Annotated in this window: 29 protein-coding genes; 26 read left to right on the top strand and 3 right to left on the bottom strand. The window is 63.8% G+C overall.

The window, feature by feature from the left end:
- Positions 1-1,523: 1,523 nt before the first annotated feature.
- From NO887_RS09360 to NO887_RS09335, 6 genes are all read left to right on the top strand, one after another.
- Positions 1,524-1,880, top strand: a complete 357-nt coding sequence (locus NO887_RS09360) for a hypothetical protein (protein WP_256418075.1) — start codon at positions 1,524-1,526, stop codon at positions 1,878-1,880.
- A 687-nt stretch (positions 1,881-2,567) separates the two neighbouring features.
- Positions 2,568-3,080, top strand: a complete 513-nt coding sequence (locus NO887_RS09355) for a hypothetical protein (protein WP_256397252.1) — start codon at positions 2,568-2,570, stop codon at positions 3,078-3,080.
- A 245-nt stretch (positions 3,081-3,325) separates the two neighbouring features.
- On the top strand, positions 3,326-3,601 hold the full coding sequence (locus NO887_RS09350) for a hypothetical protein (RefSeq protein WP_256418074.1): 276 nt from the start codon (positions 3,326-3,328) through the stop codon (positions 3,599-3,601).
- A 57-nt stretch (positions 3,602-3,658) separates the two neighbouring features.
- On the top strand, positions 3,659-4,168 hold the full coding sequence (locus tag NO887_RS09345) for a hypothetical protein (protein ID WP_256397254.1): 510 nt from the start codon (positions 3,659-3,661) through the stop codon (positions 4,166-4,168).
- 93 nt (positions 4,169-4,261) lie between these two features.
- Positions 4,262-4,774, top strand: coding sequence for a hypothetical protein (locus NO887_RS09340; protein WP_048076068.1), 513 nt, complete (start codon positions 4,262-4,264; stop codon positions 4,772-4,774).
- Positions 4,775-4,999: 225 nt separating this feature from the next.
- Positions 5,000-5,305: a hypothetical protein gene (locus tag NO887_RS09335; RefSeq protein ID WP_256397256.1), complete on the top strand. Its 306-nt coding sequence runs from the start codon at positions 5,000-5,002 to the stop codon at positions 5,303-5,305.
- Positions 5,306-5,604: 299 nt separating this feature from the next.
- Here the strand turns inward: NO887_RS09335 and NO887_RS09330 are convergent, their stop codons facing one another.
- Complete coding sequence (locus NO887_RS09330) at positions 5,605-5,844, bottom strand: hypothetical protein (protein WP_256418073.1); 240 nt, start codon at positions 5,842-5,844, stop codon at positions 5,605-5,607.
- 531 nt (positions 5,845-6,375) lie between these two features.
- Between NO887_RS09330 and NO887_RS09325 the strand changes: the two genes are divergently transcribed.
- Positions 6,376-7,599, top strand: a complete 1,224-nt coding sequence (locus tag NO887_RS09325; protein WP_256397258.1) for a single stranded DNA-binding domain-containing protein — start codon at positions 6,376-6,378, stop codon at positions 7,597-7,599.
- Positions 7,600-8,185: 586 nt separating this feature from the next.
- Here NO887_RS09325 and NO887_RS09320 read toward each other — a convergent pair.
- Complete coding sequence (locus NO887_RS09320; RefSeq protein ID WP_256418072.1) at positions 8,186-8,320, bottom strand: hypothetical protein; 135 nt, start codon at positions 8,318-8,320, stop codon at positions 8,186-8,188.
- A gap of 161 nt (positions 8,321-8,481) precedes the next feature.
- On the opposite strand from NO887_RS09320, the gene NO887_RS09315 reads away from it, so the two are divergent.
- The 5 genes from NO887_RS09315 to NO887_RS09295 all read left to right on the top strand — a co-directional run bounded on the left by NO887_RS09315 (position 8,482) and on the right by NO887_RS09295 (position 11,538).
- Positions 8,482-8,643, top strand: coding sequence for a hypothetical protein (locus tag NO887_RS09315; protein WP_256418071.1), 162 nt, complete (start codon positions 8,482-8,484; stop codon positions 8,641-8,643).
- A 250-nt stretch (positions 8,644-8,893) separates the two neighbouring features.
- Positions 8,894-9,178, top strand: a complete 285-nt coding sequence (locus tag NO887_RS09310; RefSeq protein ID WP_256396942.1) for a hypothetical protein — start codon at positions 8,894-8,896, stop codon at positions 9,176-9,178.
- Positions 9,179-9,468: 290 nt separating this feature from the next.
- Positions 9,469-10,092, top strand: a complete 624-nt coding sequence (locus NO887_RS09305; protein ID WP_256418070.1) for a hypothetical protein — start codon at positions 9,469-9,471, stop codon at positions 10,090-10,092.
- Positions 10,093-10,310: 218 nt separating this feature from the next.
- Positions 10,311-10,769, top strand: a complete 459-nt coding sequence (locus NO887_RS09300) for a hypothetical protein (RefSeq protein ID WP_256396944.1) — start codon at positions 10,311-10,313, stop codon at positions 10,767-10,769.
- Between the two features lie 508 nt (positions 10,770-11,277).
- Entirely contained in the window at positions 11,278-11,538 is a 261-nt protein-coding gene (locus NO887_RS09295; RefSeq protein WP_256418069.1) for a hypothetical protein, read from the top strand.
- Between the two features lie 259 nt (positions 11,539-11,797).
- On the opposite strand, the gene NO887_RS09290 is transcribed toward NO887_RS09295, so the two are convergent.
- Positions 11,798-12,112 (bottom strand): hypothetical protein, encoded by a 315-nt coding sequence (locus NO887_RS09290; protein WP_256396946.1) that lies wholly within the window; start codon positions 12,110-12,112, stop codon positions 11,798-11,800.
- 107 nt (positions 12,113-12,219) lie between these two features.
- Between NO887_RS09290 and NO887_RS09285 the strand changes: the two genes are divergently transcribed.
- The 14 genes from NO887_RS09285 to NO887_RS09220 all read left to right on the top strand — a co-directional run bounded on the left by NO887_RS09285 (position 12,220) and on the right by NO887_RS09220 (position 24,549).
- The gene (locus tag NO887_RS09285; protein WP_256418068.1) at positions 12,220-12,594 is read left to right on the top strand and encodes a helix-hairpin-helix domain-containing protein; all 375 of its coding nucleotides are present in this window, start codon (positions 12,220-12,222) and stop codon (positions 12,592-12,594) included.
- 6 nt (positions 12,595-12,600) lie between these two features.
- The gene (locus NO887_RS09280; protein WP_256396948.1) at positions 12,601-12,864 is read left to right on the top strand and encodes a hypothetical protein; all 264 of its coding nucleotides are present in this window, start codon (positions 12,601-12,603) and stop codon (positions 12,862-12,864) included.
- A gap of 1,128 nt (positions 12,865-13,992) precedes the next feature.
- A complete protein-coding gene (locus NO887_RS09275) occupies positions 13,993-14,970 on the top strand; it encodes a hypothetical protein (RefSeq protein WP_256396950.1) in 978 nt (325 codons plus the stop codon).
- A 234-nt stretch (positions 14,971-15,204) separates the two neighbouring features.
- Positions 15,205-15,822, top strand: a complete 618-nt coding sequence (locus NO887_RS09270; protein ID WP_256396951.1) for a hypothetical protein — start codon at positions 15,205-15,207, stop codon at positions 15,820-15,822.
- A 215-nt stretch (positions 15,823-16,037) separates the two neighbouring features.
- Complete coding sequence (locus tag NO887_RS09265) at positions 16,038-16,694, top strand: hypothetical protein (protein ID WP_256396952.1); 657 nt, start codon at positions 16,038-16,040, stop codon at positions 16,692-16,694.
- Between the two features lie 45 nt (positions 16,695-16,739).
- A complete protein-coding gene (locus NO887_RS09260; protein WP_256396953.1) occupies positions 16,740-17,315 on the top strand; it encodes a hypothetical protein in 576 nt (191 codons plus the stop codon).
- Between the two features lie 339 nt (positions 17,316-17,654).
- Positions 17,655-17,864, top strand: coding sequence for a hypothetical protein (locus tag NO887_RS09255; protein ID WP_256396954.1), 210 nt, complete (start codon positions 17,655-17,657; stop codon positions 17,862-17,864).
- A 190-nt stretch (positions 17,865-18,054) separates the two neighbouring features.
- Positions 18,055-18,216: a hypothetical protein gene (locus tag NO887_RS09250; protein WP_256396955.1), complete on the top strand. Its 162-nt coding sequence runs from the start codon at positions 18,055-18,057 to the stop codon at positions 18,214-18,216.
- Positions 18,217-20,445: 2,229 nt separating this feature from the next.
- Entirely contained in the window at positions 20,446-21,660 is a 1,215-nt protein-coding gene (locus NO887_RS09245; protein ID WP_256418067.1) for a hypothetical protein, read from the top strand.
- A 247-nt stretch (positions 21,661-21,907) separates the two neighbouring features.
- Entirely contained in the window at positions 21,908-22,531 is a 624-nt protein-coding gene (locus NO887_RS09240; protein WP_256418066.1) for a hypothetical protein, read from the top strand.
- Entirely contained in the window at positions 22,528-22,785 is a 258-nt protein-coding gene (locus NO887_RS09235; protein ID WP_256418065.1) for a hypothetical protein, read from the top strand. Before NO887_RS09240 ends, NO887_RS09235 begins: the two co-directional genes overlap by 4 nt.
- A 77-nt stretch (positions 22,786-22,862) precedes the next feature.
- Positions 22,863-23,162, top strand: a complete 300-nt coding sequence (locus tag NO887_RS09230; protein WP_256418064.1) for a hypothetical protein — start codon at positions 22,863-22,865, stop codon at positions 23,160-23,162.
- 327 nt (positions 23,163-23,489) lie between these two features.
- On the top strand, positions 23,490-24,230 hold the full coding sequence (locus NO887_RS09225) for a hypothetical protein (protein WP_256418063.1): 741 nt from the start codon (positions 23,490-23,492) through the stop codon (positions 24,228-24,230).
- 88 nt (positions 24,231-24,318) lie between these two features.
- Complete coding sequence (locus tag NO887_RS09220) at positions 24,319-24,549, top strand: hypothetical protein (protein WP_256418062.1); 231 nt, start codon at positions 24,319-24,321, stop codon at positions 24,547-24,549.
- The last annotated feature ends 368 nt before the right edge of the window (positions 24,550-24,917 follow it).

The following is a 24,917-nucleotide window of genomic DNA, read 5'->3' as shown; positions in this document are numbered from 1 at the left end:
ACCGCTTTGGTATCGGTTAGAAAACCCAATAAAAACGATATGCGAACGGCAATCTAATCAGAATATCTCCGCCACAGATGGCACAGCAAATCGATATCAATCGAAAATCTCAGAGAAACCTAGCCAAAATATCTCCGTCATACAGGGCACAACAGGTGGATGTCTATCGCGTATCACAGAACAATCTAATTAAGAATCGATCTCCTCCCGACAGAAACCAAACCGCTTCATTGAACCCAACAACGACCATCTCATAATAGTTCAGACAATTACGACGAACCAGTACTAATAAATCACAAGACGGGAGAGCGATACAGCCAATCTCTTATCAAAATCATAATCGCACGAAGACAACTAGATTGGAGGGTTTCTTTATCAGCCACTCGGACCATCACGACATGATGGGTGAAGATCTCTCAAATTCTGTTATCGCAAGACGAGATGCGAATAGCGGGGGAGTTGTGATAATTCTCATAATCGCAAGACGAGAAGCGATTTGACCGGTGTTGTTATCGTACTACAATTCCAGAACAATACACATTTGACACAACCGCGTCCAATCTCTAATCGCAGGACGGAACCCGATTCGTGGGGGTATGCTATCAGCGATGTAATCGCAACATGAGAGCGGTATAGCCTAACTCCATGATAGGTGGCAATAGTTGCCTCAAAACCGACCATAATCGCAAGACCCAACGCCTTTCTGGACCATACCTGATATGTTATATATTCCATCTGATGTAGTTGTTTATCGCTAGACGGCTGTCGATTCTGGGGGGATTATTATCAACGCACCCTCCCCCATAATCCCGCTGCGTGGGTTCTAACAGGCTGAGGGAGCTTTAGAGCTTCTCTAATATACCTCTCGATCAGTCTGCGTGGGTTCCGCGAATTCACAGTGTTAGGGGCCTAGAGGGCAATACGACCGGAAGGTCGACCGCGTAGCGATAGATCAGGACGGGGCCGAGGGGGAGAGAGGAGAAGTGAGCGATCGGTGAGAGAGACAGGAGAACTATATCAGAAATCAGATACTGGATTCTGGGCGCAGAGGAAACAGCCTGGGAGGGGGCGCGTAGGAGTGCGAGACAGGGGGGTGGCCCACTCGGACAGAACAACACCGGACAGCGAGCGAAGACGACCCCCGGCTGGCACAACCAGACAGGGACAGCGATCGACGTCGACCAGAAGCAACAGACCATCCATCAACTCTCGGTGTGGGGACCTGCATCGACGACCAGCCACGCGGTGGGACAGACCGATGCGGCGATCGACAGCACCAGATGGGAAGCTACAGCAAAGGGGCTTTCCGGCGCGTGGGGGCAAGCGGGGGTAACCACTGGGAGTGGTGTAGAGGGTGAGGGTGGAGAGGCGATGATCATCCCCCCGGTTGCCGCGGGCAGGAGGCAACAGGACGGAGCCGGGTGGTGGCACGTCGGCGGGGAGTAGCCGAGGCCGGCAGAACGGAGGTGGGGATTCGTCTGAGGGGACGACTTAAGAGGGCACCCGATGAACGGAGAGTTACGATGGCAACTAACGTCACCTGCCATGTGTCTGATGAACTAGCGGAGCTCATCGATGACATCGCAGACCACCACGAGATATCCCGAAGCCTGACTCTGAAGCTACTTCTTCGCGAAGGGGTGAACAACCGCCACCAGCGGATCAAGATGGAACAGCTCAACATCAAGATGGAACGGATGCTGATGGAATTAGCCATCGACGCAGATGGTGAGTTTGGTGAAATGCTCGAAGAGCGCAGCGAGGAGATCGGGAACATGCCGCTGCCCGAGGGAACAACCGGCGTCGACCTCGTCACACCACACCCCTACTTCGGCGACGACGGCTGGTACCACGACGACAACGAAGCCGACGACAACTGAACGCCCGGCGACGTCGAGCAGACAGCGACAGGCAACACCAGGGCGAGACGAACAGCTGGGGGACCACCTCCGACCGATGCGAGTAGCACCGGACGGGGACACACCACCCTCCACCTTTGTGAGCATCAGCAGGAAGCCATCCAGCACTGCGTGGACCACTCCCGACGACGTTTCTTCAGACCACCCGCGATGGGAGCCAGCCTCGCGAACACCGAGGACCGACACAGCGACACCAGCCCGGACAGGGGGAGTCCGATCAGCAGACGGCGATCAACCACGACGGAGACGCCCACGGAGAACGGGCTACTGGACAGTTGGAACAGACGGCCCCTTACTCGAGACAGCGGTGGTACTGCCACGGCCCCCATAGGGGAACGTCTCAGCGAGGGGGTGTGCTATCAGTCACTCACCCGTGGGGGAGCCGTCAGCGCAGGCTGGGTGTGGGTACCTGTATGGAGTATCGGTAGCGGGGTGGTGGAGGAGCCGTAGAAAGCCCTCGGTCCCCTCCTGCCCGCTGAGCAACATATCCCGGTCAAACCGCGACCGGGATAGAGGTCGACTCAGCGAACAGGAGTGACCCTCGCCCTTTCATCCACCAGGCCGCAGACTGTTTGTCCGATCCCGACGTGGAGGTCACGAGTAGGGCGCGGGGGTTTGTAGCTCCCGACGGGGGTAGAGGAGAACTGAATGAGTACACCGCAAGAAGACACCGTCGACGTTCGGACAGCCACCGACTACGGAACGCACAGCCTCAACTCCGAGAACGTGGTCGCCATCTACATCGAGTGCGTTGACATCCGGACGGCAACCACCCTCGCCGAGCAACTCTCGCGAACGCTTGAGACCAACGACGCTGATCCGTTCCTCCAGGTCCTCGGGATCTTCACCGACGTCACCGAAAGCCCGGTGGAGAAGACGGTGGGCATCCAGCCGATGGACGAGACGCCCCCCGACTGTCGGTGGCCCGTCGAAGTCGAGATCGAAGGCGTCGACTCCGAGTTGGCCCACCGGATGGTCACCGCCGGCCGGAAGATGGGCAGCTCGCTCATGGGCATCGCCGAGTTCCGTTCCGTCCTCGAGAAGGCAACCGCTGACCAGCCCCGGTCGATCGTCCGCGTGGCCGAGACCGCCGACGACCTCGGCAGCACGATGGAGTGGCACGCCGACACCGACGCAGACTGGAACGCCGTCGAAGTGTAGCGCCCGCCGGGTCACCCCCCAGTCGCTCCGAGGGGGGTCCGGTCACACATCGAACACGGGGGGTCCGTATCGAACACATCGATAGAGGGGTCCGGTTACAAGTCGATAACGGGGGGTCCGATTTCATTTCGATAGAGGGGTGTGCCCCCACGACGACACTCGATCACTGGATGCGTTACAGCGGCAGTCCGGGGTGAGGTCAGATGCTCCCTGTGGTTTTTATCCCGCGACTGAGGTGTACCGATATGGTTGATGTCTTCACGTACAATTTCGGCTTCGATGGATCGCTCGATGAACGCGCAGACGAAGTGAAGTCTGCCATCAAGGACTACTTCGACGGCCATGAGGACGCCACACTGGTCGAGTTCCTCGGCGACGTCAACTCAGTGCCGGCAGAGGTGATGAAGGTCCGCGTCCGGATTGCGGATGGATACGACGGCTACCAGATCCTCGATGACATCAAGGAGTCTCCCGACGCTCTCGAGGGCGACGTCCACATCATCCAGGGCGGCCCCGAGTAGCGCACCCGCGTACCACCCGAAGAGTTTCTACCCTCCGAGTGAACTGTGAGTAGTAGCATGTCCGACCGGACGGCGTCATCAGCACAGGCCTACCCCGCAGTGATCGTTGCCGGCTCCCGCGACCTCTCCGAGCAGCTGTCGCTGACCGAGACCGAACAGCGGGCCGTCGTCGCCCGTGCGTTCTACGCCGCCGGCATCGACCGCCGCGCGATCGACGAACTGGTCAGCGGCGGCAACGACTCCTCGCCCGACCAGTGGGGCGAGACGTGGGCCAGCTACCGCTCGGATGTCGACGTCGTCCAGTTCACCCCCGACTGGAACGACATCGACCACCCGGACGCCGTCGTCCGCGAAGGCCAGTACGGCAAGTACGACGCTCGGGCCGGCCCCCGCCGCAACGGCGAGATGGCCGACCACGCCGACGCGCTCGTCGCGTTCTGGGACGGCGACTCCAACGGGACCGCGGACATGATCGACCAAGCTCGCGAAGCCGGTCTCCATGTCCAGGTGTTCCGCCTCGACAACGCGACCACCCGCAAAGCGATCCTTCAGGAGTTCGACGCCTAACAGCGTCCGTCCTCTGTGGGTTCCGCAGGAGCCACCCAACCACCGAGCGCCCCGCGAGGAGTTTCTACCTCTCGATGGCGAGTGAGAGAGATCATGAGTAGTCAGTTATCCCCCACCGACACTCCGTTCGTCGAGACGCCGACTGTGTACGACGCCGACCTCGATGAGCACAACGCGATCACCATCTGGTTCGACGGCATCGACGAGCGAACATCGACGTTCTTCTGTCAGGCGCTCTCGCTGTTCATCGAAGAGCACTCCCCGGCGGCCCTGACGCGAATGGCCTCGGTCTTCAACGAATTCGACGCGACCGTCCTTCGCAGTCGCAACCACCAGCCCGGCCACGGCTCGGCGTGGCCTGTCGAGCTCGCCGTCGACGATCTCTCCGCGGACACCGCCCGACACCTCATGGGCCACCTCCGTTCACTCGCTTCGTCCCCGACCGATGAAGCCATGATCCGCTGGGCCGGCGCACAGCTCGCGTCGGCGACGGGCGACCAGTCCCGGTCGGTTGTCCGGATGCACAAACACGACGGCTCCCGGCGGCCGTCGATCGAGTGGCACACCGACGTCGACGCCGAGTTCGAATCGCTGGCAGACCTGTAGCCGGTCTTGTCAACTTGTTCGCCCGGACGTTGTAACGATTGACAAGACGCGAGGCCGGGAGGAGAGCGACGCCCCCGGCGAGAGTTTCTGTCCCCCGATTTGGGTAGAGGCCGAAGATGAACGAACACACCCACTCCGACGACGACAGCATCGAGGACCTGAAGCGCCGCGCGGCCAACATGGGCGCACCCATCGGAACGGCGACCCCACTCCGGACTCGATAAGATGGACCCCGCCTCTTTCGATACCGCCGGTCGCGACTGGGAGCTCCGCAAGCGGGGCATCCCGGCCAGCGCGATAGCGCACGTCCCGAACGCGGCGACCGTCTGGGCGTGTCTCGAGCACGCCGTCGACGAGCCGACGACGCTCACCATCTACACCCCCGGCGACGGCGACGTCCACGTCACCGTCCACCAGAACGACTTCCTCGTCCGTGTCGCGTGCGACACGTTCGAGACCACCGGGGCTGCCGCCGAGTACGTTCGGCGGCTGATGGACCACTACGGGCCGCGGGTCGACGCCCCGGCGTGACCGTCACGGCCACGGTCGCCCTTGCGGCCGACCGACGACCATCCGCGCGTTGCTCGCGCGCCGGGTCGCGCCAGACGAGCTGGCGCTGAGCGCCTTCGGCGAGACTCAGCATCACTCCATCTCCGCGACCGGACCGTCCTCCCACCGAGGCCGGAGGGGGCCTCCGCACAGGCAGTCAAGAACGTTTCCCCGGCGCAAACCGCGCGCCGGTTTTCCGCTCTTACTGCCTTGGCCCCCTCCCCCTCCCTGCGGTGCGGTCGCTCCTCGGGCTGCGCCTTGACCGCTACCGAGAACCCGCTTCAGCGATCTCCCGATTCCGGCGCGTCGGCGTCGTGTGGGATCCACCACACAGCAAACCGATCCTGGAAGGTCTTCGATTCGATCCGCCCCTCATCATGGAGGTCCTTCAGTCGGTTCAGCGTTCCTCGGCGCTTCAGTGACAACTCATCGGCGACTTCGGACGTCGACAACACGGCGTCTTCGTGCTCTCGGATGGCATCAACGATGTCGTCATCGGAGACGGTCGGTGGGCGTGGCATACTCAGAGATAGTGCCTACGTCGGCAAGAACATGTCGGTTACAGCGACAGCGGAGTCGGTGAAGAAGACCGCGAAAGCCCTCGGCAGGCTCGACCGACCGTTCCGGGACCCGCACTGCGCTCCTCGCTCTCCACACAGCTCGCTGCGGTGCTTATGGGGTCCGGGACGGTTCGAGCCTACCTCGCCCTTTCATCCACCAGGACCACAGACCACCTCCGCGTCGACCGCGACGACGATCGCGCACGTTTCTCGTACGCGGCTCAGCACCTCCCGCTCCGTCACCGCCTCGCCGGACTTCCGTCGGTCCGGGCTGCCGGGCCTGCGGCGCTTCGCGCCGTTCCGGGCTGCCGGGCGTCCTCGCTCGCCGTAGCCTCGCTGCGGGTGCGTCCGGCTTCCTCGACCGACCGCAGTTCTCGTCCCCGCCCCCACCGGACTCCCAAGACCGAAATCCGGGTTTCAACCCCCTCATACCCGCCTAACGAAGGGTTTAAGGTTACTGCCCACGTAGGCAGTAATAGAGGGAGATAACTCATGTCCAACCGAACCCCTGACATCGCGGAGACCGGAGCCTACGGAATCGCCGACAACGATGTGAACGTCCGCGGCGTGTGGTCGAACGAGGAGACCGGTCGCCAGTCCTTCGGTGGGTCGGGCGGGATCACGGTCGGCGCGGACGTGATGACGGTCGCGCTCGGCAACCCCCACGACGCCGCGGGCGGCCTCAAGTCGACGGACATGGGAACGGAAGGCCAGATCAGTCGTCGCGAGTCCCGGCGTGCGCCGCGGGGCTTCGACGACCCCGAGATGCGCCGTGAGTCGTACACGCTCGCGGTCGAGGAACGGATCGAGGGCGAGGCCGAGGCCGACCGGAAGTCCACCGAACTCGCCGAGCGATTCCACTCCGTGCGCGAGAAGGCCGCCGATGCGGGCGAGGAGATCAAGTCGCGTGCCGAGCGATGCCGTGAGGAAGTCACGAGCGACACCCACTACGCCCGGACGACGAGCGACGAGACCCCCGAGACCCCGAGCGAACCCGAGACCAACCCCTTCGAGGAACTCACCCCCGAGCAGGTCGGCGACGTGAACACGCAGGCGGCGCGACTCGCCGACCGGTTCCACGGCGAATGTGCGCTCTCGCGTGCGTCCCTCAGCCAGCTCCTCGCTCGCAAGGTCGCCGACGGGCGCTCCGTGTTTCAGGCGATGATGTCCGTCAAGGACTCCGTCGAGCGATTCCCCGAGGTCCGCCAGCCCATCAAGGAGATCGACCCCTTCCAGCAGTACCAGACGACGATCGAGGCCAACGTCGACGTGCTGTGGTCGCCTCGCGGCAAGGGTCAGCGACAGGTCGGTCTCCTCTCCGATGGGAACGGCGCGACCGTGAAGGTCGTCGTCTGGCAGAAGTCGGGCCGCAAGCCGACGCTCAAGGAGGGCGACCGTGTCCGGATCACTCGCGGCAAGGTCAACGCCTACAAGCGCAACGGCGAATACCAGACCAGCATCGCCGTCGACGCCGACGCCGAGATTCACCACCTCTCGCACGGCGACGGTCCCGGAACCCGCCGGAAGCTCGGCGGCGACAAGCCCTCCCGGTCGGCGTGGGATGTGGACTCCCGAACGCACCAGTGGATCGGCGACATGAACGGCGAGCCGGCCAACACGGGCGATGCGACGCTCACGACCGAGCAGATGGAGGCCGTCAACGACTGGGCGATGGGCCGGATCACCGAGGACGAACTCGACGCGGCCATGGCCTGAACCGCTCGCCGCGACCGGTCGCGCCGCGGCGGCCGCCTCGACCGGAGGCGGCCGGTTCCGCACAGCTGCCCTCCCCCGACGCCCGGAGGGTCGGACCGCAACGCTCCACCTCCCTCCCCTCCTCCCCTCCTCGACGCTCTCTCAACACCGCCCGAGCGTCTCGGCTGCGCCGGAGGGCATCGGTCCTGTCCCGATCAGCCACCGCGACCGCGGTCGGACACGACCACGCGCGTCGGAGTCGCGCGCAACGACTGGACCGTCTTCCACTCCGAGACCGCGACTGGGACATGACTGGGGCGGCGCACGCGCGTCGGGGTCACGCGCGCACTGGGACCGCTACCGCTCCGCCTCCCCAGACCAGAGCATGTCGGAGGGGGCTCCCACCGGGGCAGTCAAGAACGTTTGCCCGGCGCAAACCGCGCGCCGGTTTCCCGCTCTTACTGCCCCAGCCCCCTCCTCGTAGTCCGGCTGCGCTCGCGACTACCCCGCCCAAGCGGGAGGGGCCACCGCCAGGGCAGTCAAGAACGTTTGCCCGGCGCAAACCGCGCGCCGGTTTCCCGCTCTTACTGCCCCAGCCCCTCCCGCGTCATCCCGCCACCGCGCGTGGGCTACTCCCCTGTAGCTCCGATACCCACTCACGATGTCGAGCGTCGCGCTCCCCGTCCGGGCTCACCGCCTCGTACTTCACCTCGTTCGGGTGGACGGACTTGGCCGTCGTCACGACTTGCCGACGACCGATTCGCTGCTTCGGGCCACTCCCGAACTTCCGCGCTTGCGGGTAAATCCGTCGCCGCTCGCTCTCTACACCGCCCGCTCGCGGTTCCCCTTGGTCACCCCACAAGGGGGCGAGGAATTACCCACAACCGCGGCTTTCGGTCGAACATGGCCCGAAGCGAATCGGACGACGGCGGCGAGCAGCGCGACGACGGCCAGTGTTGCGACAACCCGAACGTCGGGAAGCTACCAAAGGCGCGGTTCCCAACTGGGGACGGCGATCGCGCCGTCTATCATGAGTGCGCCAATTGCGGAGCTACCTGGGGGTAGCCACCCTCGGCGCTCTCGTCAGGCCGGTGAGACGCGCTCCGAGTGAATCGTTCGCCACTGTGGCCCTCCCGCCGAGGCCGGAGACGCTCACTCTCCGCCAGTCGTTCGCGCCTCCCCCTCCCTCGCTCTCCACACCGCCCGCTCGGGCTGCGCCACAGCTCGGTACCTACCCGCAGTCGCTCAGGTGTCCGCAGTCTCACCCCCCGCGGCACTGTTTTTACCTCCCGACACTGAGGTAGAGGAGTACATCATGAAGTCCACCAACACGACGACCGAATCAGAGAGCTCGCCGACCGATCACCACGTCCTCGTCCAAATCTACCCCCACCAAGAGCCCTCGGACGGAATCGTCGTCGCAACTGGCGCGGAACGCGATTGCGAAACCCTCTGCGAATCCCGAGATGCGGCGTTCGACGACGTCTCTCACGTTGTGAAACCCGAGTCCTTCGCTACCGACCACGATCTCAACAACGTTGGCCCCCAGTCGCTCAACCCAGAACACGCGAAGGACCTCGCCTCCCGGTTCCGAAACTAACGCCACGCACACGGCTCACCTGGCTCACCGGGATCCCCTATCGGCTCGGGCGACTCCCAGGTCCGACGCTGTTGCGCTCCTCCCGCCGAGGCCGGAGACGCTCACTCTCCGCCAATCGTTCGCGCCTCCCCCTCCCTCGCTCTCCACACCGCCCGCTCGGGCTGCGCCTGACCACTCGCGAACGCCCAGCCGGACGGCACCGGACTAATCAGCCGAGTCCCGTCGCCCGTCGTTGTGATCTCCTCGCCGTTGGGTATTTTCTGACCTCCGAGGGGAACTGAGAGATAGAAATGACTCCAAGTCAGACCAGCGAGCAGACGCCTCGAACTGTTGCCGAATCCCTCGGTATGGGCTTCATGTACCACGACCAGCGACAGCGAGCGGCATCCATCGAGGCGTTCGCCGCCGTCGATGCCTTCCAGTTCGAACATCTAGACGAAGCGGCCGCGATCGAAGCAGGCGAAGCGTATGTCGACGCACTCTGGGAAAAGGACGCCCTCGAAGACACCTGTCGCAACGGCGGTGAGCTGGACCTTTCAGAACTCGCCGACGCGGATTGGTCCCCCATCCGAGACGCATTCAGCCGCCGCGCGACCGCCGTCGGGATGGACCCGGAGTACGCAGACTGCTCCACGATCGCCTGGCGTCGCCACAAGGTCGGCGGCGACTACTGGACGCCGATGAAGCAGGCGCAGGTGTACGAACTCCAAGCAGCACTCCAAGACCCGGACTACCCCAACAAGCCGCGAGAAGGCCAGTCCGGCCACGGGCCGGAGGCCGCACGATACACGCTCGGCGTCGAACTCCACGACACCCGCCGCTTCGAACCCATGGTCGATGTGATGATCCCCTACTTCGAGCGGATCGCCCACCGGCACCAAACGCACAACAAGCCGGCGTGGAACAGCGACTAGAGGCGACCGCTCCAACCGGGTCCCCGCCGACCGCGGCCAGCTTCCGTTCAGTCCCTCCCGCCGAGGCCGGAGACGCTCACTCTCCGCCAGTCGTTCGCGCCTCCCCCTCCCTCGCTCTCCACACCGCCCACTCGGGCTGCGCCATTCAGCGATACAACCCCGCCCCATGAACTGTCCTGACCAGCAGAGCTTTATCAACATACCGAGAAAAGTGCTGTGTGGAACTCCCAATCACGAACGACGTGGAGATCATCTTTACCGATGGCACCTCCCGTGATGTATTGCTAACCATCCAACACCGCGACTCAGAGTTCATTTACGCTCCGAGACTCACAGGAGTCAACGAGGAAACCCTCGCAGAGGATGTCACCAAAGAGGACATCGCCGAAATGGACATTCTTCCCCTTGTCTATCAAGCCGCGCCGAGTTTCAGAGACTCTGACGTGTTCGACATCAACGAGAAGCTTCACGCCAAACATAGCGTCAACACAATCGACGCTCACCAGTTCACGTCAACCGACTCATGCACCATCGGCCACCCAGAACACGACGGCTTACTGTCCGTTTCGGATCGCGACATCAACAACATTCACCCAGACCCCGTCGGGAAAGGCATCGCAGAACTCCTTAGTGGCATTGCAGATCCGGCAAATAACCACCTCTCATTCTCGAGATAGCTTCGGTGAGGGCGTACAGAATCGTCATACCGGGGACCGCGAAAACCCCGACACGCTCGGTTTCTTCAGTGGGTTACACTCCAAGCAACCGTTCGCCACTAGGCCCCTCCCGCCGAGGCCGGAGCCGTTCGCTCACCGCCAATCGCTCACGCCTCCCCCTCCCTCGCTCTCAGCCAGTCGCTCGGGCTGCGCCTGTCCGCTGCCGCCGGCTCCGCGAGGCCGTCCGCTCGGGCCGCCCCGCTTGCCGCCGCACGCCGCACCGGGGCCACCACCCCGCTCGCCGCGTCATGGCCGGCGGAACTCCACCCGCGGTTGTCGCCTGAACGTTCCGACGGCTCGGCCGCCGACGCGCTCTCCGGCGCTGGCGGAGTCACCGGGCACTCACCCGACTTCCGCGGTTGCTGGTAAAACCGTCGCCGCTCGCTCTCCACACCGCCCGCTCGCGGTTCCCTTCGGTCACCCCACAAGGGGGCGAGGTAATACCCGCAACCGCGGTTCGGATTCAGACATGCCCGGTGACACCGCCGCTACAGAGCGCATCGACGAGGAACCCGAGCCGATGGTCGTCACGTTCAAGAGTCGCGACGAACCGGAGTTCCAGAAGCCCGACCATGACCCCCACGGCGAGACGTGCGCGGCGGCGGCCCACTCGACGGCGTCGTGCGACCGCTGCGGCAAGTCGGGGCTCGTCCCCACGGCCAACCTCGAGTACGCATCCGGCTTCGTCGGCGGCCCCGAGCGCGAGGTCATCTGCGAGGACTGCGCCTGACCGAGGCGCGGTCCTCGACCGTCGACAGCACCGATCCGCGCGATACCGCTTCGCGAGCAGCGACAACCCCTCCCGCCGAGGCCGGAGACGCTCACTCTCCGCCAATCGCTCGCGCCTCCCCCTCCCTCGCTCTCCACACCGCCCGCTCGGGCTGCGCCGGAAGAAAGCAGCACCAATCCTAGAAAACGAGGCCGATCAATCGGACCCGGCGATCACGTTTCAAGACCCGAACTCAGTTCACTACGAACAAACTCCTGTCTTATTCTCTCTCACAGAGCAGATAGAGGTTATCTTCGAGGGCAATAGCAGAATCACTAGGAATTGCCAGAGCAGGAAACTCGACATCTTCAACTGTTGATATAATACCCTCACCATCGGCACAGCGCCTGAACTTGTACATATTGTCCCCCCCAGTCGTGAAGATCAGATGCCCGGAACCGCCGGACGTACTTCCCTCCGTAGTACACTCCTCTATGACCATCGTACCCGTCACCCATTCCCCCTCATAGTCCAATTTCACTCTTTCTGGGGCTGCCCTTTCTCCAACATGAGTAGGTTCTATCTCAACCTTCATATTCAGATATCACGTTCAACTATAGTTAATGTACCTCTCAGAACACCACCCCCTAAGCGCCCCGCAGAGATTTTTTTAACCACCGTTTTGGGTGAGGCGTATTCGAAATGAGTACACACCAGACCCAGACCGCAGGACGAGCCGGACAGACTGAGGCCGAAATCGCTGAACTCGACATCTACGATATTCACAACCGGTCGCTCGCCATCCAGCACATGCCGGATGCGCTGATCAATATCGAGAGTCTGTTCGGCGTCGGGAAGCAGCTCGCGACGAACCTTCGGCGGGCCGGCTTCTCGACGATTCCCGACATCCACCACAACGAGAAGTGGAAGCTCACGCTGATCGACGGTGTCGGCGAAGATACTGCCCGCGGTCTCAAGTCGCTCGCCGCAGGTCGGTGCGATTACCACTTCGGCAACTACGCCTGGAAGCCGTTCAAGGAGCACGACCCGACGATCGTCGCGGAACTCGACGCCTAACCACCTATGACGGACAACCCCAACAAATTCGACGACCCGCTGATCACTGAACCGACGCACGAACTGGGCTTTCTCGGTGACATCAAGATCCACCAGGATGCCGAGGACGTCGTCACGATCCGACTCGTCGCCCGTGATACGGACGACAGTGTCGACTTCCAAGTCACCGACCACACGATGATCCAGCTAGCTGAGGCGGCGAAAGCCGCGTTCACCAAGATCCACGGCAGCATGGCCTCGATATTCGACGCGCTCGACCGAGACGAGTGACGACCCGTTCCGAACCACACCGGACTGCGTCGTCTCCCCCTGCGCCCTCCAGACGCCACCGCCGACCGTGAGACGTTCCGCGCTCCCGCGAGTGGAAAACCACACCCGAATCCGGCGGACGCACAGCGAGCATCCTACGGCGTCTGAGCCACCACCACGCGCGTCGGAGTCACGCGCGACGAGTGGGACCCCACAGACACCACAGACCGCTCAGCCCCTCCCACCGAGGCCGGAACCCTCCTTTCAGTCGGCCTCCCCCTCCCTTGCGCTCGTACGGCGAGCGCGGCGGGCTGCGCCATTCCGCCCGCTTCGCTTCGTATCGGCCCACCCCAAGTATGTCCAAGCGCCCCGCAGAGAGTTTCTATTCCCCGGTTTCGAGTGAGGTCTAATAACAATGGCTTGCCAATCAGGCTGCAACTCAGAACCGCTCAGCGAGAACAAATTCCAGTGTAGCAACTGCGGTCACGTCCACCGTGTTGACGAACCCGTCTTCGATGAGTTCCTCACCTCGTCAGCGTCACCCATCGACACTGGTCGCCGCCAGCGAGTGTAGGACCCCCCTTTTGGTACCATCACGCCGCTTCGCCGTACTCCCGATCTGGGCTCCTCCCGCCGAGGCCGGAACCGCTCGCTCGCCGCCGATCGCTCGCGCCTCCCCCTCCCTCGCTCTCCACACCGCCCGCTCGGGCTGCGCCGGGGGACAGCCACCGATCCGCAAGCGAGCCAGCGACCGACTGATGCGATACCAAGGGCAGCACCGCAGGAGAGGTTTATATGACCCGAGTGAAGTGAGGGATGACTCGAACAGTAGCATACGGGAGTACCACTGACCAGCCTACGAGAGTGGTTGGACAGGGACTTCCGTCGTGTATCCCACACAGCAGGCCCACGCCGGGAGATTTTATAGTCCCCGAATTGGGTAGAGGGATGTTCGAGAAGTCACACTCCGACCAGACCACCACAGCCAGCGTGCTGGGTGAGATGTCGGAACGCATCCCAAGCTCCTCGAAGCGACCGCAGGAGGGTTTATATACCCCGGTTGGGGCGAGGGGCGTTGAAGTGAGAGGCGCGAACGAAGACATGTTCTCGTTCGTTCCGATGATCCATCCCTCGATTTAGGTGAATCCAATGAGCGCAACCAGCACTCCCCAGAACGGTAGTATCGACTCCAACAACACTGTCCTCGTCATCCCCACCGGCATCGCCGGGAACCCGCGATACATCGCGGACATGGATGCGATGGCGGACGAGATCTGCTCGGCTGTGAACGGTCTCGCTGGCAACCTCGGCCAGTCCATGGACGAAGTCGTCGTCCGCGGAAGCTACGAGATCGCTGAGGCGGTCGGCGAGATGTTCGGTTCGGACGGCCCCGATGTCGACAGCTACTCGCTCGACTTCCGGATGTTCCTCGATGACCCCGCCGAGAGCGGCAGCGGCTACTCCGTCGAGGGCGTCGCCCAGGACGGCGACAAGCCCATCGTGGCGGCAGTCGCGCAGGTCCACGACATGACGGCTGACGAGATCGAGGCGTTCGACCTCTCGGACCGTGACGACCGGAACCTCATCAACTACGAGGTTCTCCAGCTGCTCGAAGACGAGAACAGCCTCGACGAGAGCGAGCGCGAGTTCGGCGGCAGCGCGCGTATCGGGCGGGCGAAGGCGAAGTCGAAGGCGAAAGCGACCGAGCGGCTCCTCTCGGACTACTTCGACAGTCTGGCGACGGCCGAGCACGTCATCATCATCGAGGACGGCACGGACAGCTACGAGCACGCGGCTGGCGACGTTCGCGGCCAGAACGACTGGGTCAAGTTCGCGTCGAAGGCACCGGGCGAGATCCGCTCTGTCCGACCCAGCGGCGGCGTCGGCGGTGTGCTCGACTGGACGCGCGCGCTCCTCGAGAGCAACCGCGAGGGCGGCATCGAGGTCGAGGACCTGACCGACGAGCAGGAAGCGGACCTGCGCGAGCGCCTCTCGGACGAGGACCTCGAGAACGTCGGGCTGGGCGTCGAAGAGCCGGCCGAGACGGCCGAGCCGGAGACGCCCCAGGACGACAGTCGCCCGGTCGCGGCCGAGGCCGCTGCGGTCGCCGGCCCGGCTGACGACTGAGGCGAGGCGAGCCCCCTTCCGTCGTTGTTGTGTGCGTCTGCCCCTCTCTTCTCTTCTTTCTCTTTTGTGCGCCCCTCCCGCCGAGGCCGGAGCCCTCCTTTCAGTCGGCCTCCCCCTCCCTCGCTCTCCACACCGCCCGCTCGGGCTGCGCCTGACCGCATTCCTGATCACCGCCCCGGACAGCAGGTTCGCGCCCCGCAGAGCAGTTTTTACATCTCGATTGAAGCGAGAGATATGACTGGCAGTTCACAACCCCAGACCCAAGAGACGATGACCGAGAGCACGCACGAATGCGGCCACTCCACCGACCGTGACGCGATCTCCCTCCCCGAGGTCGGCCGCATCTGCCGAAGCTGCTACACTCCGTTCTCGCTGAAGAAGTGGGACGCTTCCCTCCGACGCACCAAGGTCCACCACCAGACCGGCGAAACCACCCACTACAACACGTGGCTCGTCGGCGTCGACGACTTCGGGCGGGCAGTGTATCACGACGAGAAGCAGGGCCGGATCCTCAAGGTCGTCCCGAAACACCACCGCGCCTTCCGGGACGAAGTCGATGACGACATGCGAATCCTCCGTGGGTACCCGCACCCGCACGCCGCCGGCTACGGACATATCCTCAACGCCCCGGACAACGACGTTCTCGTCGCCGTCGACTCGATCAAGACATCCTCGCGCGACTTCAGCAAGGACGACCTCGTCGGCTACGTTACCGAGCACGCCTCAGTGGAAGGCTGGCACGCGATCTCGTCGCCGATGCTCGACTGTATCCGGCGGTACAACTCCCCCCGGACGCGCCACGAATACGAACACGCCGACGAGGTCCTCAACGAGTTCGCCGACGACGAGTAGACCCACTCCGGTTTTCCAGTGTTCTTCCCCCCTGCCCCACACCGTTTTTCCAGTGTTTTTCGTGCCACCACTTCCCGAGACCCCCCACACCGTTTTTCCAGTGTTCTTGTAACGCCAGTCCGTGGGCTACTCCGCGAGATGTAGCGGCCCCACTCGGCGGTAAACGAACCCGCAGAGAGTTTCTATTCCCCGATTTGGACAGAGGATTCGAGACAATGTCACAGTCAACAGTTAGCCCAGTTAGCCAGCACAACCGCGAGACCATCGACGATCCGATCGAGAAGCTCACCGAGATCGCTCACACTATGCCCGAGCTCGTCGACGCGAATCCGGTCATCCGCTTCAGTGGGTTGCCGGCGAGCCGCGACGCCGTGTACGAACAGGACGTGACGTACCGGAAGAAGGACGATATCTTCTTTGCCGGCTCGGTTTCGCTCCCCAGCGACGATGGGCGATTCATGAATGAGCGGCTCATAACCAAAACCCCGTACAAGACGAGAGATGCGTTCAACGCGATCCCCGAACTCACAGCGCACGCCCGATTCGATGGTGGCCGGTGGCACTTCGAGGCGGGCGCTACCGAGAGCTGTCTCCAGCACTTCCTCGATTGGGGCCACGATGTCGCGGGACACCTCCAGACATTCCTCAAGCACATCGACATCCCCGCGGCGGAGACCGCAGCCGAGCCCGTAGGTGAACAGTCCGGCGGTGGAGCAGTCACCCCCTACGTCGAGACGGGGGCCTGTCCCGCAAGCGGCTGTAGCTTCCACTCTGACGAGTTCAAGCAGCTCCGCGGCCATATCGGCGGGAAGGTCGCCGGAGGCGACGACTCTCACAAGCACCTGAAAGTGCGGATCGACGACTACCGCTGACTGTTCCGAGCTCGCCGCGAAACCCACAGCAGAGACTCCACACCCATGTCCACCACCGCATACAACGTCCGAATCGAAGACGAGACCTACACCGTTTCCGAAAACAGCGAACTCGACGCGAGGTATCTCGCAGCCTCGCGCCACAAGGCCAGCGACGACGGCCCCGAAGTCGGGATCGGCGTCGAGGAGTTCGCCCAGCACGCGACCGTCGTTGATGACTCCGTCGAGGCGTTCTCGTTCGACTCGCCGCGCGTCACCCGTGAGGACCTCCCCGCAGAACTCCAAACCACAGGCGATGCCGAGGGATCCTTCGGCGGCGTCGACGTCCGCTCCGTCCACACCGAGTACGGCGGTGTGTTCTACGGCATTCTGGTCCGCCCCGAGGATGTCCCCGCCGTCGTCGCCGCGATCGACGTCGAGGACCGCGACCGTCACGAGGTTCCCGCCCACGCCCCGCGGACGCCGATCTTCACCCACACCGCCGCGTTCGCGTCGAAACTCGACATGCGAGACGCCGCCACCGGACTGGTCCTCACGCAGATCAACTTCGGCTCAGTCCCGAAGACGATCCCCTTCCTCGATCTCCGCCCCAACGCAACCTCGTTGTGGTCGATGGCCTAGCCGACCTTCTCGTCTTTTCAGCGCCCCTCCCACCGAGGCCGGAGCCGCTCGCTCACCGCTAATCGCTCGCGCCTCCCCCTCCCTCGCTCTCCACACCGCCCGCTCGGGCTGCGCCAAGACGTAGATGTTTGCCGGGGCCGGCGCGTGCGTCGCCAGCAGGCTGGCGACCCACTCGCCGGGTATGTCTGCTTCGCGCCAGCGCCCGGTCTTCCCGAACACCCCTAAAGGCCATGCAACCGCCCTTCCGGTGCAGTAGCGCCGGCTTGCGGTTGCCCCACTGGGGCCGCTCGCTTCGCTCGCGGCAAGACCATTAGGGGCGTTCGGGGTACGGGAGCGCGTATGGCGCGAAGCGCAGGCGGTCGAACCCTCGTGCGTGGTACCGAGAAAGCAACCAACGCCTCCGAACACCTCGAGCACCTCATCGAGTGCCGCGAGATGAGCTGTTCCGCGGTCGAGACCATCGACGAAGACGAGGCAAAGCAGGTCGCCGAGACGCTCCGCGAAGCAGCGGATATGATCGAAGCGGGCGCGGACTCGATGCGGTACTGATCGAGTCCGTCCCTTTCGCTTTCGCTCGCTGCTACCGTTACGCTCCGCTCCGCCCCTCCCGCCGAGGCCGGAGACCGACGGACATAGTTGCGTCGGCCTCCCCCTCCCTCGCTCTCCACACCGCTCGCTCGGGCTGCGCCTGACCGCGACCACCAGCCGTTTTTACCTCCCGAGTCAGGTGGAGGATCAGATGGACGAGACCAACACCCCCGACTACAGTCATCCGCCAGACGGACCAAACGACATCACCCCTGCCGACGAGGTCTACCGGCTCGGTGAGGAAGTGGTGATCGTCCACGGACCAGGTAGCGAGACCCGCGTCGACGCTGACGACTTCTACGACGAGACCTAAGAGCCCACCTCGAAAGCCCCTCGCCCTGTCGCGGCCGCTCGACGGCATATCCGTGCCTCTCCACACCGTTCGGCTCGGATAGGGGCCGGTCGAGGCGACCACGTGAACGCGACAGGGCGAGCCCCTTTCAGTCCCACCAGTACCGCGAGCCACCAGCACGCGCGTTCCTCGCACGCGACAGCTGGATCCAGAGCGACACGACGATCGGAGATAGTCGGCCACTCTCACCGCGCCGCACGTGGGTGATTTAGGCGCACGTCGTTTATAGCGGCTGATTTCCGGGACGCTGCTCTACGCGCGGTGGGTTACTGACCCCGCACGCTTCCGGCGAATCGCGTTGCTTTCGCCGGACGCGCACGGCTCAGTACCCACCCCCCGAGAGCCGATGTTCACTGCGACCACCGCAGTCGAGAACTGCGCGGCCCCGACCCGACTGACGTCGCCGGACCCTACCCGCGAGCGCAAGCCGCTCGCGGGTCCCTTCCACCGACCTCAGCCGCGTCGCGACACCGCTCGTCACTCGCCTGCGGCGGCCTTTGTTCACATCGGGTCGTGCTACGACCAGGTTTCCTCACTTCCTCGATTTCTGCGCTGGCGCGTGCAGTAGCGCGCGCCGCGCACTCGCCGCCCTGCCTACTCGACCCACCGGCATCCGGCGGACCCTACCCGCCCCTCCGGGCGGGTCCCTTCCGCCGCATCCCGGCGCGTCGACTGGCAGTGCCGCCGAGTCGAAACGGTTCCGGGAACGCGCCCTGGCTTGCCGCCCCCACCGAACCGCTTGCTCGCTGCGCGCTCGCATTCCGCGTCGTCGGAACGGCTCGCCGAGCCGGGCCGGGCCGAATCCGGCAGACAACTCCCCGCGCAAACCGCGCGCGGGTCCCGTCTGCCGCAATTCGACCGGCTCGGCGGCCGTTCTCGCCGTCGGTCGTACTCGCTGGCCACTCTCCGAACCGCGAGCGGCACTGAGCCGGGTCACGATTTCTCACAGAAATCGACCGGCTCAGCGACCACGCTCGCGCTGGAGAGTGCCCGCTCGCAGCCGACGGCTCGCGCGGAATCCCGACCATATCCGCCCGATTCATCTGCGTTCACTCCACCGCGCACGGCTCACGATCTCGACGGACCCTACCCGCCTTCGGCGGGTCCCTTCCGACGACATCGACCGTGCGCGCCGGGTTCACGTTGTTCATCGAGCGCATCTGACGGGTGACGCGGTTCGACGGCGGCGGCTGCCAGGCCACGTACCGGGAACCGCTCCGGCGGTGGGGGCCGACCGCCGGAGTCCGCGGAAACAGCACAATTTTCTTAGCACTTAACCGCTCGCGGTTCTGCGCCGGGCCTCTCCACACCGCTCGGCCCGCCACAGAACCCAGTGGCGGTCGCGCTATCACACAGGCGCGACCACCACTGCTCCGGCAAGCTGCGGGCGCTGTCGCGGACGATTCCTGCCGGACTCCTTCCCGCTCTTCGAGCGGGTCCCTTCCGATTGAAATCGCCCGCGACAGCACTCCTCGCCGTGCCGGAAGGACCGGATAAGTGCTAACCACACCCCCCACTTGTCGGCGGTCAACCGGGCGGGTTGGGGAGACCACTTGTCGGTTCGTTCAGGCGCGTGCCCTCGTTGATATCGGTCGGATCACGCCGGACCCTACCCGCCTTCGGCGGGTCCCTTCCACCGTCTCCGACCGATTCAACGGGGCACCCACCTGTACGCTTCCAACTTGTGGCGGTGATGTGGTCCTCGATACCGCCGGACCCTACCCGCTCGGATCCGGTAGGTCCTCGCGGGTCCCTTCCAGCGGTATCGGCCACTTCACCGGCCAATCCCTCACGGTTCTGTCCGGGCCTCTCCACACCGCTCGGCCCGACCAGAACACAGCGAGGGTCGCGCCGACCGCTAGCGCGACCCCCGCTGTTCCGACAGCTGCGGGCGCAGGCACACCCGATTCCTTCCGGACCCTTCCCGCTCTCCGAGCGGGACCCTTCCCTCGGAATCGACCGTGCCTGAGCTCCTCGCAGTGCCGGACGCCGCCCGGTTGCTTCCAACTGTTGAGGGGTGTTGAAAATCATAGTGAGGGTGAACCCAGTAGGGGTCGTGCCGGCTGTCGGCGGCGGTTGTGTGAGTTTTGTTCCACACAGGCTGCTCGCTGATTCGCCAGAGAGTTTTTATCACCCAGTCGGGGTGATGGGGTTCTCGAAAGGCCTCATTGGGTTTGGAGTTGAATACAAATGCGTAACATCGACATCGGCGAGACGGGCGCGTACGGGATTCAGGATAACGACGTGAACATGCAGGGCGTGTGGTCGAATGAGGAGACTGGCCGACAGTCGTTCGGCGGGACGGGCGGGATCACGGTCGGCGCGGACGTGATGACGGTCGCGCTCGGTGACGCGAACGAGGCGGCGGGCGGCCTGAAGACGACTGACATGGGCATCGAAGGGCAGGTCAGTCGGCGTGAGTCGCGGCGTGCGCCTCGGGGCTTCGATGACCCGGAGATGGACCGTGAATCGTACACGTTAGCGGTCGAAGAGCGGATCGAAGGCGAAGCCGAGGCGGACCGAAAATCGACGGCGCTCGCCGAGCGGTTCGAGAGCGTGCGCCAGCAGGCGGCCGAGAAGGGCGAGGACATCCCGGACCGGGCCGAGCGGTGCAGAACCGAGGTCACGGCTGACACGCACTACGCGCGGACGACGAGCGAGGAGGCACCCGAGGTCGAGACGAACGAGAACCCGTGGGGCGACCTCGAGCAATCGCAGGTGGCAGAAGCGAACACGTCGGCTCAGCGGCTGGCTGACCACTTCGGGCACGAAACGTACATGGGACGCGCGTCGTTCGCCCGGTGTCTCGCCGTTCGACTCGCGGCTGGCCAGCACATTACGAACGCGACTATCGGGCTCAAAGAGAGCGTCGAGCAGTTCCCGGACGTGAAGCAGTCGATTGCCTCTATCGATCCCTTCCAGCAGTACCAGACGACGATCGAGGCGACGGTTGACGTGCTCTGGTCCCCGCGTGGAACGGGCCAGCGGCAGGTCGGGCTGCTCTCGGACGAAAACGACGACACGGTGAAGGTGGTCATCTGGCAGAAGTCGGGTCGCAAGCCGACGCTCAAGGAGGGCGACCAGGTGCGTATCGAGCGCGGCAAGGTCAACGCCTACCAGCGGAACGGTGAGTGGGAAACGTCGATTGCGGTGGACGCGGAAGCCGAAATCGTCCATCTCGCACACGGGGATGGGCCGGGCACCCGTCGCAAGATGTCCAGTGAAGCGCCCTCGCCGCCCGCGTGGGACATGGACGCGAAGAACCACCAGTGGCTGATGGAGATGAACGCGGACGGGTCGAAAGCCGGCGAGCACGATATCTCGGCCGAGCGGATCGAAGCGACGAACGACTGGCTGATGGGCCGGATCAGCGACGAGGAGTTCGACGCGGGTCGCGACGAGTAGAACCGGGCCATCGTCGTCTTTTTTTGCCAAGGTGCGAGCGCACTGAATCCCGAACGGAGGCGACCGCTCCCTCCGTTCGGTCACGATCCGGACAGCGACGGGGCGATGCGTCCCCTTCGGGGACACGTTCCACCGTGCCTGCCTGCGGTAGCGGGCGGGCGCGGTCCCCGCCTCGGATGGGCGACTACGTCAGTCCCGAAAACGACGCGCAGAGGGTTTGTAGCCCTCGATTGAGGTAGAAGGAAACATGAATGCCCATTCACCCACCCTTGATCGAATCGACTTCGAGGCGATCACGCCGGACCGACTGGTCGGTGTCGTCGAGTACGACATCTTCGACCAGCTCGTCGACTTCGAGCATCGTGGCTGTCGGTGCAAGGTCGACCGACTGCTGTCGTATCTCGGAGCCGCCATCGAGAACCGCGCCGTCGTGAACGGCGAGACGTCCGAGCCCGGATCGATGTCCGAACTCGAAGCCGTCAACGTCGCGACCGCCGCGCTCTCCGGACGCTTCCCGACGTGGTTCGGCGACCCCGACGAGCTCGCCGACCTCAACATGGCGACCTCCGACCGACACCTCTCAGAGGCCGACATCCGCGAGGACTACTGGCAAGACGAGTTCGTCGGCACCGAGATCGACACCACCGACTGGACGAGCATCAAGCAGGTCATCGTCCCGCTCACCGCGATCGCACTCGAGGGCGTCGACGCCCAGAAGGTGGCCGACGAGCAGTTCGGAACCGACTCTGCCCAGGAAGCGATCCGCCGAACCGTGATGAAGGAGGCGTTCCAGCACAGTCTCTCCGATGACGAGATCGACGAGGCCGTCCAAGACGCCAAGCGAACGCTCCAGAACCAGCACGGCCGATGAGCGAGTTCACCGACGAGACGATCAGCGTGCCCGGCCTTGGCGACGTCCCGAGCCCGTCCGAGCTCGCCGCGCGCAACCGCTCGAAATACGAGACCGACCACGTCGCCGTTCCAGACGGCTGTCCCGTCGCCGGCTGCACGGCGACCGGCTTCCACACGTTCGCGCAGCTTCGCGGCCACTTCGGTAGCGCAGGCGACCGCGCTCACCATGCCTACGACCTCAGCATCGACGACTACCGCGAGGAGGCCGAGTGAATCGACGCCTGCCCGCCTGAATAGACTCGCTCCAGAGCGAGTTTTTATCCACCGAGTTGGGTAGAGTGAATTCTGATATGGGCTGGACCAAACCCCCGAAAGAGACGACCGAAGCGTACGCAGGCCCGATGGACACTCCAACCGACACCAGCGTCGAGCCAATCGGCGAGCGCACAGACGAGCCCCGGTCGACGTTCCGGCCCGTCTACACCGCGTTCGACGAGGACCTCGAAGTCGAAATCGTCGAGCGTGTTCCGGCCGCCAAGAGCCCACACCAGTACGGCCACGTCGTCATCGACCGGCCCGACTGGGACACCACGCGGAAGGCACTCACGCAGAACGTCCGGGTCGACGTCGTCGACGCGACGGAGGAGTAACGATGGAGAAGCATATCGGCTACCCGATCGCCGCCGGCTGCTTCCTGTCCAGCACGCTCGTCACCACCGCGATCTTCGTCTCGCTGCTCGGGTGACGCCCGGCTGTTCGTTTTTGCGCGTGCCCTCCCCCGTCGCCCGGAGGGTCGGACCGCAACGCTCCACCTCCCTCCCCTCCTCCCCTCCTCGACGCTCTCTCAACACCGCCCGAGCGTCTCGGCTGCGCCGGAGGCCTGTCTGTGGGGACCGGGCGAAGCGAAGCTCACGGAAACGGAGGATGCCCCGCAGAGAGTTTCTACTCTCCGTTGGAGGCGGAGAGAGATACAAGCAATGTCCCAGCGAACCAGCACCACAGCCAGTTCCCACAGTCGAGAAACCGTCGGCAATTTCGCCGAGAAGATCTCCGAGATCGTCCACACAACCCCGACACTCGTGGATGCGAACCCCCTCATCCGATTTCGGGGACTCCCCGCAAGCGGGAACGCCATCTTCGAAAAGGACGTCACCTACAACGACGACGAGGATATCTTCCTTGCCGGCGTTGTCACGCTCCCGAGCGATGATGGGCGATACCTCAACGAGCGTGTCATGCTCAAGAGCCCCTACAAAACGAAAGATAGCATTAGCGAGACCAAGCGATTTGGAGCCGTTCCACGATACGATGGCGGTCGGTGGCACTTCGAGGCGAGGTGTGCGAGAGCCTGTATCCAACATTTCCTCCGAGACGGTCACGATGTCGCCGGCCCTCTCCAACTCTTCATCGACCTGCTCCCCGAGCAATCTCTTGCTCCCGACGACGGAACAATTTCGGTTCCGGGCCTCGGTGAAGTCACCTCTCCGAAGACATTCCGAGATCGGAAAGACGAACTCAGCGACACCGACACCTCCAATCCCAGCTCTTCTAGAGGTGGCGGGAGGACACCGTTCGTCGAGACTGGAATGTGTCCTGTCACAAGCTGTACGTACCACTCCGGGAATTTTGCGAGCCTCCGAGGCCACATCGGTGGGATGGTCGCCGCCGGCAGTGACGCACACAAGGAAGCTGGCCTCAAGATCGACGACTACCGGTGAGTGGCCTCCCCTTCGCGAAGCACGTTCGCTCGGAGATGCCCCGCAGAGAGTTTCTACTCTCCGAGTAGAGTGGTGAGAGATACACAAGATGTGTGACTCATACGTCATCGACCAACCAGAAGCAGCGCAAGCCGCGCGAGAAAGCGCCGACCACGGCACCTTCGAGGTCGTCGTTCTCGACGCAGACGACGCCGAGCTCGGCACGCTCGATCGAACGTTCTCCAACGACTTCGACGCCACCATGGCGGCGCGCGATGCCGAAATCCCGGACATCGGCGTCTCAACCGAGATCCGAGACGCTACGGACGAAACGCACTGAGGGAACCCATCTTGTCAATCATTCCAACGCAGACGGTCGAAGCGATTGACAAGACGCGACTGCGGGTCTCCGACGGGCTGGACGGCCAGCTCGACGCCCCGCTGGGGAGTTTTTACTCCTCGGTTGAGGTGAAGGAGATGGTTCGTAGTCAGGCATTCGGGGGAGATTCCAGTCTCGACTCGCGGCGAGTTGCGCGAGAGTGTCCCGCCTGGCCCCTGTCCAGCAGTCCGTCCCAGCGAGGTTTGTATTCCTCGGGGGTGGGCGAAGGGGAACTCGAATTCTCTTCGATCAACGGTGTTCATGTTGTCCTCTGCGGCGAGGATGACAGCGAGCGCCGCCGCGCACTGTCTGTCCAGATGCGTGGGTTG

Origin of the sequence: Halorubrum laminariae (genome assembly GCF_024494655.1) — an archaeon.
GTDB classification, from domain to species: Archaea; Halobacteriota; Halobacteria; order Halobacteriales; family Haloferacaceae; genus Halorubrum; species Halorubrum laminariae.
Note: the sequence above shows the minus strand (reverse complement) of the source record. Positions and strands in the feature narration are given on the sequence as shown.

Bases quoted from the DNA above. Each gene is read 5' to 3' on its own strand.
- NO887_RS09360 (WP_256418075.1), top strand. From the start codon at position 1,524: ATGGCAACTAACGTCACCTGCCATGTGTCTGATGAACTAGCGGAGCTC.
- NO887_RS09355 (WP_256397252.1), top strand. From the start codon at position 2,568: ATGAGTACACCGCAAGAAGACACCGTCGACGTTCGGACAGCCACCGAC.
- NO887_RS09350 (WP_256418074.1), top strand. From the start codon at position 3,326: ATGGTTGATGTCTTCACGTACAATTTCGGCTTCGATGGATCGCTCGAT.
- NO887_RS09345 (WP_256397254.1), top strand. From the start codon at position 3,659: ATGTCCGACCGGACGGCGTCATCAGCACAGGCCTACCCCGCAGTGATC.
- NO887_RS09340 (WP_048076068.1), top strand. From the start codon at position 4,262: ATGAGTAGTCAGTTATCCCCCACCGACACTCCGTTCGTCGAGACGCCG.
- NO887_RS09335 (WP_256397256.1), top strand. From the start codon at position 5,000: ATGGACCCCGCCTCTTTCGATACCGCCGGTCGCGACTGGGAGCTCCGC.
- NO887_RS09330 (WP_256418073.1), bottom strand. From the start codon at position 5,844: ATGCCACGCCCACCGACCGTCTCCGATGACGACATCGTTGATGCCATC.
- NO887_RS09325 (WP_256397258.1), top strand. From the start codon at position 6,376: ATGTCCAACCGAACCCCTGACATCGCGGAGACCGGAGCCTACGGAATC.
- NO887_RS09315 (WP_256418071.1), top strand. From the start codon at position 8,482: ATGGCCCGAAGCGAATCGGACGACGGCGGCGAGCAGCGCGACGACGGC.
- NO887_RS09310 (WP_256396942.1), top strand. From the start codon at position 8,894: ATGAAGTCCACCAACACGACGACCGAATCAGAGAGCTCGCCGACCGAT.
- NO887_RS09305 (WP_256418070.1), top strand. From the start codon at position 9,469: ATGACTCCAAGTCAGACCAGCGAGCAGACGCCTCGAACTGTTGCCGAA.
- NO887_RS09295 (WP_256418069.1), top strand. From the start codon at position 11,278: ATGCCCGGTGACACCGCCGCTACAGAGCGCATCGACGAGGAACCCGAG.
- NO887_RS09290 (WP_256396946.1), bottom strand. From the start codon at position 12,112: ATGAAGGTTGAGATAGAACCTACTCATGTTGGAGAAAGGGCAGCCCCA.
- NO887_RS09285 (WP_256418068.1), top strand. From the start codon at position 12,220: ATGAGTACACACCAGACCCAGACCGCAGGACGAGCCGGACAGACTGAG.
- NO887_RS09280 (WP_256396948.1), top strand. From the start codon at position 12,601: ATGACGGACAACCCCAACAAATTCGACGACCCGCTGATCACTGAACCG.
- NO887_RS09275 (WP_256396950.1), top strand. From the start codon at position 13,993: ATGAGCGCAACCAGCACTCCCCAGAACGGTAGTATCGACTCCAACAAC.
- NO887_RS09270 (WP_256396951.1), top strand. From the start codon at position 15,205: ATGACTGGCAGTTCACAACCCCAGACCCAAGAGACGATGACCGAGAGC.
- NO887_RS09265 (WP_256396952.1), top strand. From the start codon at position 16,038: ATGTCACAGTCAACAGTTAGCCCAGTTAGCCAGCACAACCGCGAGACC.
- NO887_RS09260 (WP_256396953.1), top strand. From the start codon at position 16,740: ATGTCCACCACCGCATACAACGTCCGAATCGAAGACGAGACCTACACC.
- NO887_RS09255 (WP_256396954.1), top strand. From the start codon at position 17,655: ATGGCGCGAAGCGCAGGCGGTCGAACCCTCGTGCGTGGTACCGAGAAA.
- NO887_RS09250 (WP_256396955.1), top strand. From the start codon at position 18,055: ATGGACGAGACCAACACCCCCGACTACAGTCATCCGCCAGACGGACCA.
- NO887_RS09245 (WP_256418067.1), top strand. From the start codon at position 20,446: ATGCGTAACATCGACATCGGCGAGACGGGCGCGTACGGGATTCAGGAT.
- NO887_RS09240 (WP_256418066.1), top strand. From the start codon at position 21,908: ATGAATGCCCATTCACCCACCCTTGATCGAATCGACTTCGAGGCGATC.
- NO887_RS09235 (WP_256418065.1), top strand. From the start codon at position 22,528: ATGAGCGAGTTCACCGACGAGACGATCAGCGTGCCCGGCCTTGGCGAC.
- NO887_RS09230 (WP_256418064.1), top strand. From the start codon at position 22,863: ATGGGCTGGACCAAACCCCCGAAAGAGACGACCGAAGCGTACGCAGGC.
- NO887_RS09225 (WP_256418063.1), top strand. From the start codon at position 23,490: ATGTCCCAGCGAACCAGCACCACAGCCAGTTCCCACAGTCGAGAAACC.
- NO887_RS09220 (WP_256418062.1), top strand. From the start codon at position 24,319: ATGTGTGACTCATACGTCATCGACCAACCAGAAGCAGCGCAAGCCGCG.